This is a genomic window from Aliivibrio logei, assembly GCF_001691055.1.
Taxonomy (GTDB): Bacteria; Pseudomonadota; Gammaproteobacteria; order Enterobacterales; family Vibrionaceae; genus Aliivibrio; species Aliivibrio salmonicida.
The window spans coordinates 183,110-197,492 of the sequence record NZ_MAJU01000031.1; the positions used below are offsets into that span (position 1 = coordinate 183,110).

Sequence of the window (14,383 nt, forward strand, 5' to 3'; positions counted from 1 at the left end):
TTAATTTTCCTTTTTGAAATAAGGCTTATTATACCTCAACAGAGCATAGATGCAGTAGGATACTGAGAGCAATACTCTGATTAAGTTTATGTAATGTTAAGTGTTATAGTACTATTCTTCGTCAGTGAATAAATCAGCGACTGGCGTGATACGAATTTCAATTCGGCGGTTTTTCTTTCGTCCATTGGCATTCATATTCGAGGCAATAGGTTCCGCTTCACCAAAACCATACGTATTTATTCGATTAGCATCAACGCCTTTCTGCTCCAGTAATGCCAAGACTGAATTTGCTCGCTTATTGGATAATGAGGTATTAAATTGCTTGCTGCCACTGCTGTCAGTATGACCTGCAATAAATACCTCTGAACGAGGCTTATCATTCAGTAACTGTGCTAATTGAGTCAGTGCGTCTTTACTCTCATCTTTAATGACAATACTGCCTGAATCAAAACTGGTATCACCACTTAATAGCACAATGATTTCATCATTCACTTGTGCAACACTGCCAATATCATCTGTGATAATCGCATTCAGTTCGTCGTGATGGTAAGTAATAAAACTTTCAATGGTAGGTGTCGATTTAATTGCTGTAGTCTCATCTTCTGATGTACTTTGACAGCCACTAAGTAAGCTCCCTACTATAATAACTCCGAGTAAGTGTTTCTTCATTATAAGTATCCCTAGTCCAACTTGGCGTTAATTTATCAGACTTCGTTCGCTTATACATGATTAGTAAAAATAGAATAGAGACACTTCACGTACCTGTGAAATTGAGTTGTCACTCAGTTTCAATATTAATACGATTCTTTACTTTCTTTAGATAAATCAAAGAATAAACTAATAAGTAAAAAGCACTTAATCCATATAATCCAAGAAGATTCTTCATCACGCCTTGTAACCCACTTCCTTGTTGATTCAATAATAGGAAGCCATTGATAGCAAAATCACTCGGTAATAAGTGCATAACACTGACCAATAAGCTTGGGATCATTTCTACAGGCCATATAAAACCAGCACTAAATACAATAGGCATAGAGCTAAACAACACGACTAAAAGAAGACTTTCACAGTTAGGAAATAATTCACCGAGAATGAATCCAAGTAAGATAACGGAGGTTAGAAAAGGAACCAATAAAATCAATAGCTCTAATGGGTGACTAAAACGACTAATATCATAAAAATCAAATACAGAACCAAAATAGAAACAGGCAAGAACCAGCTCAACACACAAAAAGAGACTGAATCTAATCAGCATTATTTTTGGTGATTTCTCATGAGGTTTTACGATTTTTTGCCTTACACCAACGGCCATCAATAATGTTTGTTGCAAGATCAAAACAAATACTGCGGGTACAACATATTGCTGATACCCCATATTATGATTAAATACAGGGATATAATTAGAATTAAAAGGCTGAAAGGTCTTCACCGCTTGAGTTATTGGTGTCCCATCAATTGTCATGTTAGCGACTCTTATTTCAGCAGAAATAGTTCCTCCTGTCTTCATTAATCCTTCGATAATGGTGCCATAGACTAAAAAGTAAGAGGCATCCCCTGCATAAGCGACAGTTGGAGATTGTCCTAACAATAAATTTTTAGAAAACTCGGTAGGGATAACAAGAAAACCACTGACTTTCTGCGACATGAATTGATGTTTAGCCTCAGTTACGCTTTCGGCTTGATCAACCACATTTACTTGTTGTGAGCTATTGACCATTCGAATGAATTTTCTACTGAGATCTGATTTATCTAAATCCACCACCGTGATCTTTTGCTCTTCTGGACTCTGGTGTTGATAAGGTAACGGATAAAGGAATGCATAAAACAATACACCTCCAACCATCGCCATTAAAATGGTGCTGTTAGTAAAGATGGCTTTTGCTTCAGTCCCAATTGCGCGCCATAATTTATGCATTTGATTTCCTTAATCGCGCAGTCAGTATTAATAAAGGCACTAAAAATAACGATAATGCCATTACATTAGGAATTGATTGAATCAAGTTATACCCATAATTAGTCTGCTCTATTTGAGCTCTAACAAAATGACTCGCCGGTAAAATTGAATGCCAAAATGTTGCGATGGTATTCATGTCTGTCACGGGGAACGTCACCCCTAAAAAAGCAAAGCTTGGTGCTGTATATGCGCCAGAGATACTCATTGCTTTTACTATATCATTAGTGACGTAGGCAATAAGTACACCCAAGCTAATACAGGCCAATGTCATTGCACTCATGATCAATAAGAACTCAGGGATATTCGCCAAAAATGGAAAGCCTAAGATCTTATATAAGAAAACAAATAAAATGGAACCTACAAACATAAAGATGAAAAAATAAAACCCGACAAATTGCATCATCGTATTTTTTGTTTGATGGTCAAACCAAGATCTCAACGACGATTGATTCTCAATTTTCATGGCATTATTCATTGCCCATATCATGCCAACAATCATCGCCATTTGCCAAATGGCAGGAAGAATTGCAGACAACAAAAACTGATTATAATTACTGCCTAAATTAAATAAAGGCGTGATTTGTACATTAATAGGAACGGCCGTATTAATGGCTTGAGTCCATGTTGTTTCATGGGTACTTAAGGTTTTAATTGTGCTTAATTGAGCTTGTATCGTCATGTCAGTCTGCAATAACGCTGAACTGATTTGTTTCGCAATCAAAATATACTGTGCATTGTAAAAACCTGATATCTTTGGGCTTTTACCGAGTAATACGTCTTTTTCAAAATTAGCGGGAATAATGACATACCCATAGTTATGTCTATCTTTAAGCGCAGTATTTGCAAAAGGAATGCTTTGTTGAATCGACCGAACTTGCAATGTGGGTGTCGCATCATAATTACGAGTAATCATGCGCGATAAGCTAGATTGGTCAAGATCAACAACATCAATAGGCAACTCACGAACGACAGAGGCTGAGAATACCCACCAAATCATCAAAGATAAAATAACTGGCAACCCAAACGTAGCTGCTACTAGCCAGTAATTAGAAAGATAAGAACGCCATAATGTTTTCATAGTAGTACCCAAAGTAGCGTTGTATTACTTTTCAATTCGAACAATAGCACTCATACCAACTCTTAGGTTTGGTATTTTTTTCGTTGGATGCGCTTCAACTTCAAATGTTTTTAAATCAAATCCTTGACTGTTATCCGTTGCACGCCAAGTCGCATAATCCCCTAATACAGAAATATGAGTAATGGTAAAAGGAACCGTCGCATCAAGGGCTGGTAGATAAACCGACAATTCATCACCTTTGTTATAGTGCTTTAGGTTATCTTCTCTTACATGAAAAATAGCCCACGCATTATTCATGTCAATAACCGTCACAACAGGAAACCCTTGAGGCGCAATCTCTCCGGCGTTTAGTAAGACTTGTGACACCTCTCCTTCATACCAACTGTTTATTTTGGTATCTGCGGCATAAGCTTCAACTTCAGCAACCGCACCAGAGGCCATTTTTACTTTTTCATTAGCGGCTCGTTTTGTTTCTACTCGAGCCCCTTCTTTTGCCATTTGATACATTTGGTATGCTGCATTTTCAGTGTATTTAGCGGCTTGCCATTGAGTGTATGTTTCATCTTTCTTTTGTTCAGCAACCACACCATCGTTGTAAAGGTTATTTACACGAGCGTATGTTTTCTCTAATAGTTGATTCGCAGCCTTCGCTTTTTTCCACTGATCACGAGCGGCCGATATTTGTTGTTTTCTTGCTCCTTTTTCCGCTTCTTGAGCTAATGCACTTGCGGCGGCTTCCCCCGCTTTTGCTTGAGCCAATTTCGCCTCTATTTCAGGACTGTAAAGAGAGAAAACTGCTTGGCCTTTTTCTATTTCATCGCCTTTTTTTACAAAAACACTTTCAATACGCCCAGGGACTTTTGAAGAAACATTGTATTGCTCCGCTTCAATTTGACCTTGTAGTAACTCTGGACGAGGCTGATAAGCTGCCCAAAAGCTGTATCCAACCCAAGAGACCACTGAGACGGCAATAAGAGAACCGATAACGTTAGTTGCTTTACTCATGATGATTACCCTTGTCTTGCTTGCAGTTGATATTGATTAAATGTATCGGTTTGATTGCTTAATGCGAGTAACTTAACTAGCGAAATCACATAATTAAACGAAGCAAGCGAACGTTGAGTTTTAATACTGGCTAAATACAGCTCAGCATCGACGACATCAAGTGATGTAGATAATCCTTGCTTAAACGCTTTTTCACGAAGAAACACGTTTTCAGTTGCCAATGTAACACTCGACGCTAATCCATTATATTCATCGATGGCTTGCAGTGCTTGGCGGTATGTTTTTTCAACAAGTAAAGAGAGATCTTGCTTCGCCTGTTGTTTTAAATACTGAACTTGTTGTATTGCACTGTGTGCCGCCACCACTTTCTCTGAGCGACCTTTGTTATCTAATAAAGGGACATTCATACCAATACCTACCATCCAATCGGGAGCTATCTCAGCAGATAAGCTGTCACCTTCATATAAATTGTAGTTACCATAGAGGTAAACTTCTGGGTAGTATCGTCCCTTTTCTGCTTTTACCAAACTTTGAGCTTGAACTTCTTTCGCGTCTAATAAAGCTAAACCAGGGTATGTATCTAAAGTACTATCAACAAAAGAACCTAATTCTGGGAGTGTTGCATTTATAAATAACATAGTCTCAGGCGTTACCGCGTCACGAGTTTGAAGCATTTGAGATAATGCGGCATTGGCAATATCCCGATCTTGTTCCGCTTTACGTAAATCAACCTTTGCTTTGTCATAAGAAGCATCCGCTTGAAGTCGTTCAACTTTTGCTATTTGCCCTTGTTGTTGAAGTTTCACAGCATTGCTACGGTGTTTAGCGAGTCCTTGTTCCACTTCTGTATAGGTATTCACAACTTCATTGGCTAAAACAACACTAAAATAATATTTAGCGAGATCTTCATAAGAGGCTTGTTGTTTCATTAATAGCTTACTACGAGCTTCTGTTGTCTTTCCTTCCGCGGCACTCTCTGCTGCCGAAATCCTACCGCCAGTAAATATAGGCCAAATAGCACGAATAGAGCTGGTAAAAATGTCTCTTTCAGTTAGCGTCGATGTAATAGGTCCACCGAGTTTATTGATCAACCCAGATGCCGCACCGGCAAAAGCAGGGTTAATATCGGTACTATCGAGTAGCTGTTGGCTACTTACGGTGACATCATCATCTAAATAAGTGTAGTTTGCTGTCAGTGAAATGGAGGGAAGATTTAAGTCACTCGTAGCAGAAGCTAATGATTCTTGGCGCTGAACATTCATTCGTTCCGCCGCGATACCATTATGATTATTAAGAACGTTTTTCCATGCACTATCAAAGTCGACCGATTTAGCCTGAACAGAAATAGATAATACAGCGGTTAAAATAATTGATAAGCGAGTCATTTTTAGCATAAGCCCTCCGTTGCGTAGAGTATATACTCTAGATTGATCCATATGCAAAAAAAAAGCTTACCACAATAGGTAAGCTTTTTTAGAAAAAGAAACGATTATTTAGTCATACGGACAAGAGACAAACCAATTAGCCACTCTAAATCTTTACGGCTTTCTTCGCCGTATAAATCTTCAACCAAACCGTATAAACGCTCAATACCATTGTGCGCAAATTCGTGAGCGTTAGCTGACGTTACGATGTGGTGGAATAAAAGACGTAAAATTGCGCGGAATTGTTCATCTTCTAGAGAGGCAATCCAGCTATCAATGAATGCTTGTTTATCACCTTGCATTTCAAGACGTTCTGCAAACAAACGGAAGATACGACCATCTAATGCTGCTGTAAAATCAGTTTTCTTTGGAAAATGATGGCTAATACCAGTTCTTGATACACCAGTCTGTTGACTTAGTGTGGTATATGACATTTTGTCATAGCCTAGGCGTAATAGTTGATCAATAACTGCATCCATGATCTTCTGGATGGTGATTTCAGTATCTTCTTTACTTCTTTTTGGCATAATAAAGCTCTTCTAATGTGGTTAGTCCATTAAGAAATTAATCATAAAAATTTACTAATGACAATTATGTAAGTAAATTTATAGGATTCAATTCCATTTGTATAATTGTTTTTATAATATTTTGCACAATCAGTGATGTCGCGCAAACGGTTCGCTTATAAAATACCTCTTAAATATGAGAAATAAATTTATTAAGGTAAAATAAGCAAAGACTTACAGCAAATAAATGCACACTTTATATGGGCAGTCTGCGTTATACAGTATGGAATTACAATACACTACACTGCATTATGACAAAGAATTGTCATAAAGGTTCATTTTTTGGGAGAGTAGTCCCAGGTTACAAGCTTGAGTTTGAAAGATTGAAAGATTGAAAGATTGTTACTAAACGAATGCATTTTAAAGAAGCCAATAAAATGGTAGTTTTCTTACATAAAGCGTCATAATATAAAGACATTACTACTATTGAGGATATAACTATGAGTTCTGATGTTGAACAAAATGTACCTTGCGATGCCTGTGGTTGCAGTGCAGAAATGGGCTTTATCATTAAAGAAGGCGATGATGTAGCTGAAGTAAGTATCTTTGCGGATAATAAATCACAACTTAATGCAGAGTTTGCTAATTATCTGACTCTTGCAAAAGAAGTGTGTGCTGAAGTAAAAACGGACATTGAAATAACAGAAAACGAAAAAGAATTACATGCACGCCTACAATTTTCATGCAGTGCAGAAAAACTGATTTATGAATTAAAAACACGTTCACTTCGACGTTAGTTTTTATTTTTGTATAAAAAAAGGCTCCAACATTATTGTGTTGGAGCCTTTTTTATTAAATTAGAGAGATTAAGCTGCTTCGATTTTTGCAGCTTGAGGGCCTTTTGGTCCCTGCTCTACTTCAAAAGTTACTGCTTGGCCTTCTTTTAACGTTTTAAAGCCTTCGCTTTGAATCGCGCTGAAATGAGCAAACACATCAGGACCGCCATTCTCTTGAGTAATAAAACCGAAACCTTTATCTTCATTAAACCATTTAACAGTACCAGTTGCTTTAGACATTACGTCTCCTTAACACTTAAAAAATTAACTACCAGTGATTCAATATGTTTATCACTGCGACAATCAATGCCGAATTTCACTATATCAAATGTATTTTGATAAATGAAACGCTAAATCATGACCGATATCACTCATTTAACATTAAACTTATTTACGCAGTTGTCGATAATACAGTAAGTCTTTTATTCAACGTTGTGTCTATGTTCATATTGAATCGCTCTATTTTCTTTATCTTACTATCTGTGTTGCTCAGCGCCCCTGTTTTAGCTGAAAAATTAAATAAACACCGTTTGATTAATCATATCGATAGCTACGGAAACATTAGTTTGAGGAATACCGGCTACACCGAGTTACCTGACGATTTGGTGGTTAATGGCGATCTTAATTTAGCAAAAAGTAAAATAACAAAGTTACCCCAAGGGCTCGTTATTAACGGTAATCTAAACCTCGCTAATACCGCTATCACTAGAATACCAAGAGGCACAAAAATTGTAGGATATTTAAATTTAGCGGGAGCGACTCAATTTAAACGTTACCGCCGTGGTGTCAAAGTGGCTGGATTTATTAACTTTGCAGGTTCAGGCTTAACCGAACTGCCGGCAAGACTGACAGTTAATGGTGATTTGAGTGTCATTAGAACACCGTTAGCAACATTACCAATGCAGCTAACAATCAAAGGCAACCTTTATCTTGGCTATTCAAAAATAACGACACTGCCTGATGATCTCGTGGTTAATGGCAATATTTACCTTGGTGGCCAACAAATAACTGATTTCCCTAAATCAATAAAAGTGAATGGCTATATTTTTAAGTAACATTACAATAGCAACAATCGTTAATATTGGGGCTGTGTAATGCTAGACAATTTACATCAAATGGTAATTTTTGCTACGGTAGCAAATGAACTTAATTTTACGCGTGCGGCTGAAAAACTCGGCATTTCAAAATCGCACGTATCAAAACAAATCAAAGCATTAGAATTACGATTAGATTGTCAGCTGGTTCAACGTAATAACCGTTCGGTATCAATCACTGCGCTTGGCAGTCAGTATGCCGAATACAGTCAGAAGCTACTCGATATTGCCTATGAAGCCGATGCCCTTTTAGATGCTCACCACGGGCGTATTTCAGGCGTATTTAAGGTCGGTATTGCTCAGTCTTTTGGGAATCGTCACATCACACATGCGTTGGCTGTTTTTCAAGAACTCTATCCAGAATTAGAGCTTGAAGTCAGCTTGTTTGATCATAAACCAAAACTACTTGAAGATGGCTTTGATTGCTGGATCGCCATTCACGATGATTTACCCGAAGGTATGGTTGCAAGAAAAATTGCCGATTGCCGATTCATTGTTGCAGCAGCACCAAGTTATTTAGAAAAACACGGTGAACCAAGTAGACCCGCAGAGCTCTCCCAACATAAATGCATTACTTATCAAAGTAATGAAAGAAAATTTAACGAATGGGAGTTTACTCGTGATGGCGTTCATCAAGTCGTTAACGTGCACAGTAACTTCAAGATTGATAATGCGTCTGCGATACTAGACGCAACCAAAGCCGGTGCAGGTATATCTTATTTAGCGAGTTACTTACTTGAGAATGAGTTTGCGAATGGAAGTTTAGTTCGATTATTAAGTGAATGGGAAGCGGATATGAAATTGCCTATTTATGCGGTTTATCCGAGAAGACAGCATTTACCTCCAAAAGTACGAACTTTTATCGACTTCTTATCCCAACAAGTTGGTAATCCTCCTCATTGGGATAAGAAACTGTTTAACTAAATCACTACAGCGCGTTCTTTACTGGGTTAGCATAAAGAGCGCGTAAAAATGGTTTTTCTTCTTCAGTTAATACCGATAATTTTGCATTTAATTCATTCTTAACACTATCCGTTACAACATCAGAATCAATATTAGCGGCGGCATAGTTAATAGGGAACAAATGATAGTTAGTATGGATTTGCACATCAATACTTTTGGCTAGTTCGTCAGCAGAGTCAGAATCCGTATTCACTACGTCACCAAAGTGAATATGAATACGTTTTTTATTACCGATAATACCTTTAATGATACTGTCGATGTCTTCAAACTCCCCTTTCTCATATGATCCAAGTGTCGCAACTGCATTTAGTTCTTTTGCTTTTTGAATATCCAAAGGATCATTTTCGTATGAAATAGACACAGGAACGATATTCAACCCATTCATATATTCAGAAAAAGTTTCTTTACGTTTACGACCTTCAACATGAAACATTTTTAAAATTGCAGCATCAGTAAAGTCATTCCCATCTTTAGCTCGACCTTCTTTTTGTGCAATCCAAATTGAATTATTTGTTTCAAGAGAATGCTTGATATAAGAAGAGAGTAAGCTAAGCGCTTTTAACATCTGGCGAGGGGCTTTTGCTGAACGCTTAACAATGAAACTCTTATTCAATTTCATTAATTCAGTACTGCATGCTTTTTTAAGCAAGTTATCGCCAATAGCAATACGTACTGTCTGCATCTTATTGTTGTATAGAACCCAATTCATCAAGGCTGGGTCCATTGCAATATCACGGTGGTTAGAGATAAATAAATAGGCTTTATTTGAATCTAACTTATCAATACCGCTGTAGGTGATCCCATCCGTGGTATTTTTTACTGTTTTATTGAGATAAGTCGCCACTTGCAGCTGTACATCTTCAACTGTTTTGATCTTAGAAAGGCTACGACGAAGTTTGCAACGAATTAAAGGCGCGAGAAACCAAAACAAAATTTTGGATGCCGAAGGAAACTTATAATGCAAAATAGCATTAATGAATTCATCATCAGAAATTAAACGTTCAATTGCCTCAGGGACTTCACTGTCATTATACGGGCGAATTTCTTGATAGATATCTTGTGTGGTCATGTGGGTACTTATGATTACCGAACAGAATTAATAAGCGCGTATTCTACTCGATTTTATCTCTGTTGTACGTGATCTATTTAAGAGGTCGTACCATTCAGGCCATAATATAGGTTAAATTCTTAGAATACTTTGATTTTTTAGCGGAAAGCAGTAAAGTGACGGACTTCAAAGTAAGAGGTTTTTATGAAAAGCGCAATCACATTCCACTCAAAAACATACGAACAGCTTTTTTATACCGCTCGTAAGAAGAAAAACTATTATGAACTGGTTTATGTCAATACAGGTACCGCTCTCATCCGTTTAGGGAAATGGGAATACGTAGTATCAGCTGGAGAGTTTTTTTGGTTACCGTTTGATTCTTTAACTTCAATCACTATTGTTCCAAACTCTCAAATTGCTCACATTGCTTTTTCTATTCGAACTCGCGAAGATTTGCCGACACAAGGTGGCTTTGTTAGCCAAACAAGTTTGCTTAACGCGTTAATAGAGAAATTGTTCACAGCCTCATTAAATGAACAACAAGAACAACGCTTACTGGCTGTGATTCAAGATGAGTTGTTACTGGCAACGTTTCACACTGATGTGTCTAAAGAATCAATGCAGGTTAATAATTACATTAGCGTATTAAGCGACCAAAAAACGACAAATGAAAGTAATATTATCTCTGCTGAAATGGCATTAATGCTAAAAGTAAGAGAGGCTGATAAAATGCGAAAATCAGGCGTGAAAGATGTGATGATAGCAAAGCGCTACTTTTCAGATGACATACAAGCAATGAACAGCTCATTCAGTATCTTTCTATAAAAAAAGTAACGTCCGTAATAAAGTCGATGATTATTGAAAAGGAATTTCAAATTGCATGAACACTTGGTCATCCACTTGTTCATGCCATCTATAATCGATTCTAAACCTAGGTTCGTTACCCTTTTCTTCTCCACCAAAAGCCAAACTAAGCTGTAATCCATGGCTTTCAATCCAATCGGTATAAGAATCAAATTCTTCTATCTTTTTGTCGTAATACTCTTCTGGTTGCCAAACCGTAAACCCGACAGCACTGTCACTAAGATAACCGGTAAGTAATGGGTAAGGTTCTTCACCACTACTGTATTCCCATTTATCCCAATAACTTTCTTCAAAAAGCTCAGACTCTAACTGATTAGTAATATCGTATAACTGGCTAATAAATTGATTTACTTCAAAAAGAGGTATCAAACAAGTAGACGATGACGAGTAAACCTCGCGTGAATAAGAGGCATAACTGTCTTGCAAACAAGTTGCTTTTTCTTCTGCACTCAATTCAATAGGCAGAAGCAGGGTTAAACTAAAAAAACCAACTTGTTTTTTCATCACGCGTTACTCGTATAACTGGTGAGCCTTAATATATTGACTCACACCTTTGGTTGTTAGGTGACTTATGTCATGACCATTTTTTATGGCATGTCTTATGTCTGTACTTCGTATTGGCAAGGTTTCAGGGCAAGCCATTACATTCCACTTTTTTGCTATTTCATCCGCTTTAAAGAATTGGCTAAACTTCATTAAATTATCTGGTCCGATGATAAAGGTTATATCGGCGTCTGGATTTTTTTCTTGAAGATAAGTCAGTAAAGAAAATGTGGTTACGCTTTGTTTTGGAACGTAGAGCTCACTTTCGATGCAAGACAACTCTACATTACTATTAAATTCATCAATAAAAGTTAACACCATGTCAATACGAGTGTCAAAAGGAAGCATTTCTTTCCCCCAAGCATGAGAAATACTTGGGACTAATAGCACCTTATCAAAATGACTAAGGCGTTCAATGACACTTTTATGCCCTAATGATGGTGGATTAAAGGCGCTACCAAATACCGCTATTTTCATATATTACTCGATGTTGATACTATTATTAATCAGCATAAGTGAAAAATTTGTCAATCACTATGCATTAGCTCATTACTCTGTTATTAATTCTTTAAATTCAGTATTATATTAGGACTAATTACTCGTAATCACAACTCCAATGAATGATTTGAAAGGAATGAGAATGCAGAAACAGATTGTTGAAGAAATGAAAGTTAAGGTATCAATTGATCCCCTTAGTGAGATTCAACGCCGTGTTGATTTTATCAAATCCACATTGACACAATCAGGATGCAAATCACTGATTTTGGGGATCAGTGGCGGTGTTGATTCAACAACATGTGGACGCTTAGCTCAAATAGCCGTTAATGAATTAAATAAAGAATCGAATTCAGCTGATTACCAATTTATTGCGGTACGCCTTCCTTATGGTATTCAAAAAGACGAAGACGAAGCACAATTAGCTCTTGAGTTTATTAAACCAACACATTCAATTAGTATCAATATTAAAGATGGCGTTGACGGTTTACATAAAGCAAACCATCTTGGTTTAGCTCATACTGGTTTACTGCCTACCGCAAATGATAAAATCGATTTTGTAAAAGGTAACGTAAAAGCACGAGCTCGTATGATTGCTCAATATGAAGTGGCTGGCTATGTCGGTGGTTTGGTATTAGGGACGGATCATTCGGCAGAAAACATTACCGGATTCTATACAAAATTTGGCGATGGTGCTTGTGACTTAGCTCCTTTATTTGGATTAAATAAGCGTCAAGTAAGAGACGTTGCCGCAGAGCTTGGCGCACCAGAACAATTAGTAAAGAAAGTACCAACGGCTGATCTTGAAGAATTAGCACCACAGAAAGCCGATGAAGATGCATTATCTGTCACTTATGATGAAATTGATGATTTCTTAGAAGGCAAAAAAATTGATGCTGAGGCAGAGGCTAGATTAATTAAAATCTATCAAACGTCCCAGCATAAGCGCAAACCTATCCCAACTATTTATGATTAATCATTGATACTAGGTAACGCTCTTTGATCACTGACTAACGCTTCTTTTGAAGCTTTAGTCAGTTTTTTTATTCGATATTCATACTTTAACGCCAAGGATTTATTTTCTACTTCATAAGACCATACCAATTGTAATGGCCCCTTCCCTTTTAAATATTTAGCCCCTTTCCCTTGCTGGTGAGCCAGAAAACGACGATCTATATTATTTGTGATACCACAATATAGTGTATTTAATTTGGTTCTAATTAAGTAGATAAACCAAGGTGAATCAGTTGTTTTCATTATGCTAATAAATCATTAACTAGTTGAGTCAGCTGAGCCATTTCGGCTTTTAGCTCCGCAACTTCAGATTCTAACAAAGTGATGCGCTCATCATTCTCTGTTGAGTTTGAATGGTTAGCCACGTTTGTTTTATCAACAACAGTGACATCATTAAAAACCTCACCACAAAATAAATGGGCATAGCGTGCTTCTCTCTTACCTGGTTCTTTTTCTAACTTAGTCACCATTGGAGATGCTTCACTTAAGCCTAATGTCGTTAATACGGACTCGACTTCTGCGACATTATCAAACTCACATAAACGTTGGGTTCGAGTACGCAGTTCCCCTGGTGTTTGAGGTCCGCGTAAAAAAAGAACGCACAATACAGCCATTTCTTGTTTTGACAATTTTAAACTACCAAACTCCGTATTACAGAAACGATGTTGGTATTTTGCCACTCTTGAATTTCCACGAGTTTCATCCGTAACCACACGTTCTGACACTAATGTATTTAAACTATCTAAAACATCCGAATCAGACATCGATGTGACAGGGTCACGGTTACTTTTTTGATTACATGCTGTTGTTAGTGCATTCAGTGTTAATGGATATTGCTCAGGGGTGGTAACCTCTTTCTCGATAAGGCAACCTATAATGCGGATCTCGGTTTGATTGAATATTCTCATTTGTTAATTCCTTCTGACGTAAATATAACCATTACACGGCATAAAATGCGAAGCCTGCAAGCAAATCACTGTATTAGCATTGAATTAGTAATCTAACCTCTTAATATCCATGATAGTATTCCTTCGTTAGATTAATATCAATTGGAGAAATAACCATGGGCCTTTTTAGTAGTCGCTCTTCCTCATCCTCTTTATCCATCATAGCAAAAGGTTGCCGAGTTATCGGTAATATTGAATCTGATCAAAGCATTCAAATTGATGGGTTTGTTCAAGGTAATATTACAACGGATGCTGAAGTCATTGTGACGCCGACTGGCCGCGTTCAGGGGGAGATTAAAGGAGGCTTAGTTCTTATCAACGGATTAGTTGAAGGAATGTGCCAAGGAAATGAAGTCAGCATTCAAACTCAAGGTAAGTTTAAAGGAACGATGCAAACTCAACAACTTACTATTGAGAAAGGCGGTTTATTGATCGGTGAAAATCGTGAAATTGAAATCGTAGAACAAGTATCTAAAGTTATTTCAAAAGAAAAGCTAAAAACGCAAGATAATGTAGAATCTATAGCGTAATTTTGTTTTTTTAACACAGTATTGATCTTGTTATTGTTTTCGCTATTACATTTGTGATTTAATCAAGAAAGTAGCTATTGAA

At 37.2% G+C, this 14,383-nt stretch carries 18 protein-coding genes; 6 read left to right on the top strand and 12 right to left on the bottom strand.

The window, feature by feature from the left end:
• Positions 1 to 111: 111 nt before the first annotated feature.
• From A6E04_RS20000 to A6E04_RS20025, 6 genes are all read right to left on the bottom strand, one after another.
• Positions 112 to 669 (bottom strand): OmpA family protein, encoded by a 558-nt coding sequence (locus A6E04_RS20000; RefSeq protein ID WP_017023239.1) that lies wholly within the window; start codon positions 667 to 669, stop codon positions 112 to 114.
• A gap of 109 nt (positions 670 to 778) precedes the next feature.
• On the bottom strand, positions 779 to 1,915 hold the full coding sequence (locus A6E04_RS20005; protein ID WP_065612217.1) for an ABC transporter permease: 1,137 nt from the start codon (positions 1,913 to 1,915) through the stop codon (positions 779 to 781).
• Positions 1,908 to 3,032: an ABC transporter permease gene (locus tag A6E04_RS20010; RefSeq protein WP_026025596.1), complete on the bottom strand. Its 1,125-nt coding sequence runs from the start codon at positions 3,030 to 3,032 to the stop codon at positions 1,908 to 1,910. The genes A6E04_RS20005 and A6E04_RS20010 overlap by 8 nt, the downstream gene beginning before the upstream one ends.
• A 24-nt stretch (positions 3,033 to 3,056) precedes the next feature.
• On the bottom strand, positions 3,057 to 4,037 hold the full coding sequence (locus A6E04_RS20015) for an HlyD family secretion protein (protein WP_065612218.1): 981 nt from the start codon (positions 4,035 to 4,037) through the stop codon (positions 3,057 to 3,059).
• Positions 4,038 to 4,042: 5 nt separating this feature from the next.
• A complete protein-coding gene (locus A6E04_RS20020; RefSeq protein ID WP_065612219.1) occupies positions 4,043 to 5,431 on the bottom strand; it encodes a TolC family protein in 1,389 nt (462 codons plus the stop codon).
• 95 nt (positions 5,432 to 5,526) lie between these two features.
• Complete coding sequence (locus A6E04_RS20025; RefSeq protein ID WP_012551937.1) at positions 5,527 to 5,988, bottom strand: TetR/AcrR family transcriptional regulator; 462 nt, start codon at positions 5,986 to 5,988, stop codon at positions 5,527 to 5,529.
• 479 nt (positions 5,989 to 6,467) lie between these two features.
• Here A6E04_RS20025 and A6E04_RS20030 point away from each other — a divergent pair, with 479 nt between their 5' ends.
• Positions 6,468 to 6,764, top strand: coding sequence for a YfcZ/YiiS family protein (locus A6E04_RS20030; RefSeq protein ID WP_012551936.1), 297 nt, complete (start codon positions 6,468 to 6,470; stop codon positions 6,762 to 6,764).
• A gap of 69 nt (positions 6,765 to 6,833) precedes the next feature.
• Here the strand turns inward: A6E04_RS20030 and cspE are convergent, their stop codons facing one another.
• Positions 6,834 to 7,043: a transcription antiterminator/RNA stability regulator CspE gene (cspE, locus tag A6E04_RS20035; RefSeq protein WP_012551935.1), complete on the bottom strand. Its 210-nt coding sequence runs from the start codon at positions 7,041 to 7,043 to the stop codon at positions 6,834 to 6,836.
• Between the two features lie 200 nt (positions 7,044 to 7,243).
• Here cspE and A6E04_RS20040 point away from each other — a divergent pair, with 200 nt between their 5' ends.
• On the top strand, positions 7,244 to 7,858 hold the full coding sequence (locus tag A6E04_RS20040) for a hypothetical protein (RefSeq protein ID WP_065612241.1): 615 nt from the start codon (positions 7,244 to 7,246) through the stop codon (positions 7,856 to 7,858).
• Between the two features lie 39 nt (positions 7,859 to 7,897).
• On the top strand, positions 7,898 to 8,821 hold the full coding sequence (locus tag A6E04_RS20045; RefSeq protein ID WP_017023244.1) for a LysR family transcriptional regulator: 924 nt from the start codon (positions 7,898 to 7,900) through the stop codon (positions 8,819 to 8,821).
• A gap of 4 nt (positions 8,822 to 8,825) precedes the next feature.
• Here A6E04_RS20045 and A6E04_RS20050 read toward each other — a convergent pair whose 3' ends face one another.
• Complete coding sequence (locus A6E04_RS20050) at positions 8,826 to 9,929, bottom strand: 1-acyl-sn-glycerol-3-phosphate acyltransferase (protein WP_023603926.1); 1,104 nt, start codon at positions 9,927 to 9,929, stop codon at positions 8,826 to 8,828.
• A gap of 183 nt (positions 9,930 to 10,112) precedes the next feature.
• Here A6E04_RS20050 and A6E04_RS20055 point away from each other — a divergent pair, with 183 nt between their 5' ends.
• Positions 10,113 to 10,733, top strand: a complete 621-nt coding sequence (locus A6E04_RS20055) for an AraC family ligand binding domain-containing protein (protein ID WP_065612220.1) — start codon at positions 10,113 to 10,115, stop codon at positions 10,731 to 10,733.
• Between the two features lie 30 nt (positions 10,734 to 10,763).
• On the opposite strand, the gene A6E04_RS20060 is transcribed toward A6E04_RS20055, so the two are convergent.
• Positions 10,764 to 11,276, bottom strand: coding sequence for a hypothetical protein (locus A6E04_RS20060; RefSeq protein WP_012551931.1), 513 nt, complete (start codon positions 11,274 to 11,276; stop codon positions 10,764 to 10,766).
• Positions 11,277 to 11,282: 6 nt separating this feature from the next.
• Entirely contained in the window at positions 11,283 to 11,792 is a 510-nt protein-coding gene (locus tag A6E04_RS20065; RefSeq protein WP_017023247.1) for a nicotinate-nicotinamide nucleotide adenylyltransferase, read from the bottom strand.
• A gap of 163 nt (positions 11,793 to 11,955) precedes the next feature.
• Between A6E04_RS20065 and nadE the strand changes: the two genes are divergently transcribed.
• Entirely contained in the window at positions 11,956 to 12,786 is an 831-nt protein-coding gene (gene nadE, locus A6E04_RS20070) for an ammonia-dependent NAD(+) synthetase (RefSeq protein ID WP_017023248.1), read from the top strand.
• Here the strand turns inward: nadE and A6E04_RS20075 are convergent.
• Together A6E04_RS20075 and A6E04_RS20080 are read right to left on the bottom strand one after the other, a co-directional pair.
• A complete protein-coding gene (locus A6E04_RS20075) occupies positions 12,783 to 13,067 on the bottom strand; it encodes a GIY-YIG nuclease family protein (protein ID WP_017023249.1) in 285 nt (94 codons plus the stop codon). The genes nadE and A6E04_RS20075 overlap by 4 nt on opposite strands.
• Complete coding sequence (locus tag A6E04_RS20080; RefSeq protein ID WP_023603925.1) at positions 13,067 to 13,732, bottom strand: YceH family protein; 666 nt, start codon at positions 13,730 to 13,732, stop codon at positions 13,067 to 13,069. The genes A6E04_RS20075 and A6E04_RS20080 overlap by 1 nt, the downstream gene beginning before the upstream one ends.
• Before the next feature lie 155 nt (positions 13,733 to 13,887).
• On the opposite strand from A6E04_RS20080, the gene A6E04_RS20085 reads away from it, so the two are divergent.
• On the top strand, positions 13,888 to 14,301 hold the full coding sequence (locus A6E04_RS20085) for a bactofilin family protein (RefSeq protein WP_012551926.1): 414 nt from the start codon (positions 13,888 to 13,890) through the stop codon (positions 14,299 to 14,301).
• Positions 14,302 to 14,383 lie beyond the last annotated feature (82 nt).

Coding starts and splice junctions, on each gene's coding strand:
- A6E04_RS20000 (WP_017023239.1), bottom strand. CDS start 669: ATGAAGAAACACTTACTCGGAGTTATTATAGTAGGGAGCTTACTTAGT.
- A6E04_RS20005 (WP_065612217.1), bottom strand. CDS start 1,915: ATGCATAAATTATGGCGCGCAATTGGGACTGAAGCAAAAGCCATCTTT.
- A6E04_RS20010 (WP_026025596.1), bottom strand. CDS start 3,032: ATGAAAACATTATGGCGTTCTTATCTTTCTAATTACTGGCTAGTAGCA.
- A6E04_RS20015 (WP_065612218.1), bottom strand. CDS start 4,037: ATGAGTAAAGCAACTAACGTTATCGGTTCTCTTATTGCCGTCTCAGTG.
- A6E04_RS20020 (WP_065612219.1), bottom strand. CDS start 5,431: ATGCTAAAAATGACTCGCTTATCAATTATTTTAACCGCTGTATTATCT.
- A6E04_RS20025 (WP_012551937.1), bottom strand. CDS start 5,988: ATGCCAAAAAGAAGTAAAGAAGATACTGAAATCACCATCCAGAAGATC.
- A6E04_RS20030 (WP_012551936.1), top strand. CDS start 6,468: ATGAGTTCTGATGTTGAACAAAATGTACCTTGCGATGCCTGTGGTTGC.
- cspE (WP_012551935.1), bottom strand. CDS start 7,043: ATGTCTAAAGCAACTGGTACTGTTAAATGGTTTAATGAAGATAAAGGT.
- A6E04_RS20040 (WP_065612241.1), top strand. CDS start 7,244: ATGTTCATATTGAATCGCTCTATTTTCTTTATCTTACTATCTGTGTTG.
- A6E04_RS20045 (WP_017023244.1), top strand. CDS start 7,898: ATGCTAGACAATTTACATCAAATGGTAATTTTTGCTACGGTAGCAAAT.
- A6E04_RS20050 (WP_023603926.1), bottom strand. CDS start 9,929: ATGACCACACAAGATATCTATCAAGAAATTCGCCCGTATAATGACAGT.
- A6E04_RS20055 (WP_065612220.1), top strand. CDS start 10,113: ATGAAAAGCGCAATCACATTCCACTCAAAAACATACGAACAGCTTTTT.
- A6E04_RS20060 (WP_012551931.1), bottom strand. CDS start 11,276: ATGAAAAAACAAGTTGGTTTTTTTAGTTTAACCCTGCTTCTGCCTATT.
- A6E04_RS20065 (WP_017023247.1), bottom strand. CDS start 11,792: ATGAAAATAGCGGTATTTGGTAGCGCCTTTAATCCACCATCATTAGGG.
- nadE (WP_017023248.1), top strand. CDS start 11,956: ATGCAGAAACAGATTGTTGAAGAAATGAAAGTTAAGGTATCAATTGAT.
- A6E04_RS20075 (WP_017023249.1), bottom strand. CDS start 13,067: ATGAAAACAACTGATTCACCTTGGTTTATCTACTTAATTAGAACCAAA.
- A6E04_RS20080 (WP_023603925.1), bottom strand. CDS start 13,732: ATGAGAATATTCAATCAAACCGAGATCCGCATTATAGGTTGCCTTATC.
- A6E04_RS20085 (WP_012551926.1), top strand. CDS start 13,888: ATGGGCCTTTTTAGTAGTCGCTCTTCCTCATCCTCTTTATCCATCATA.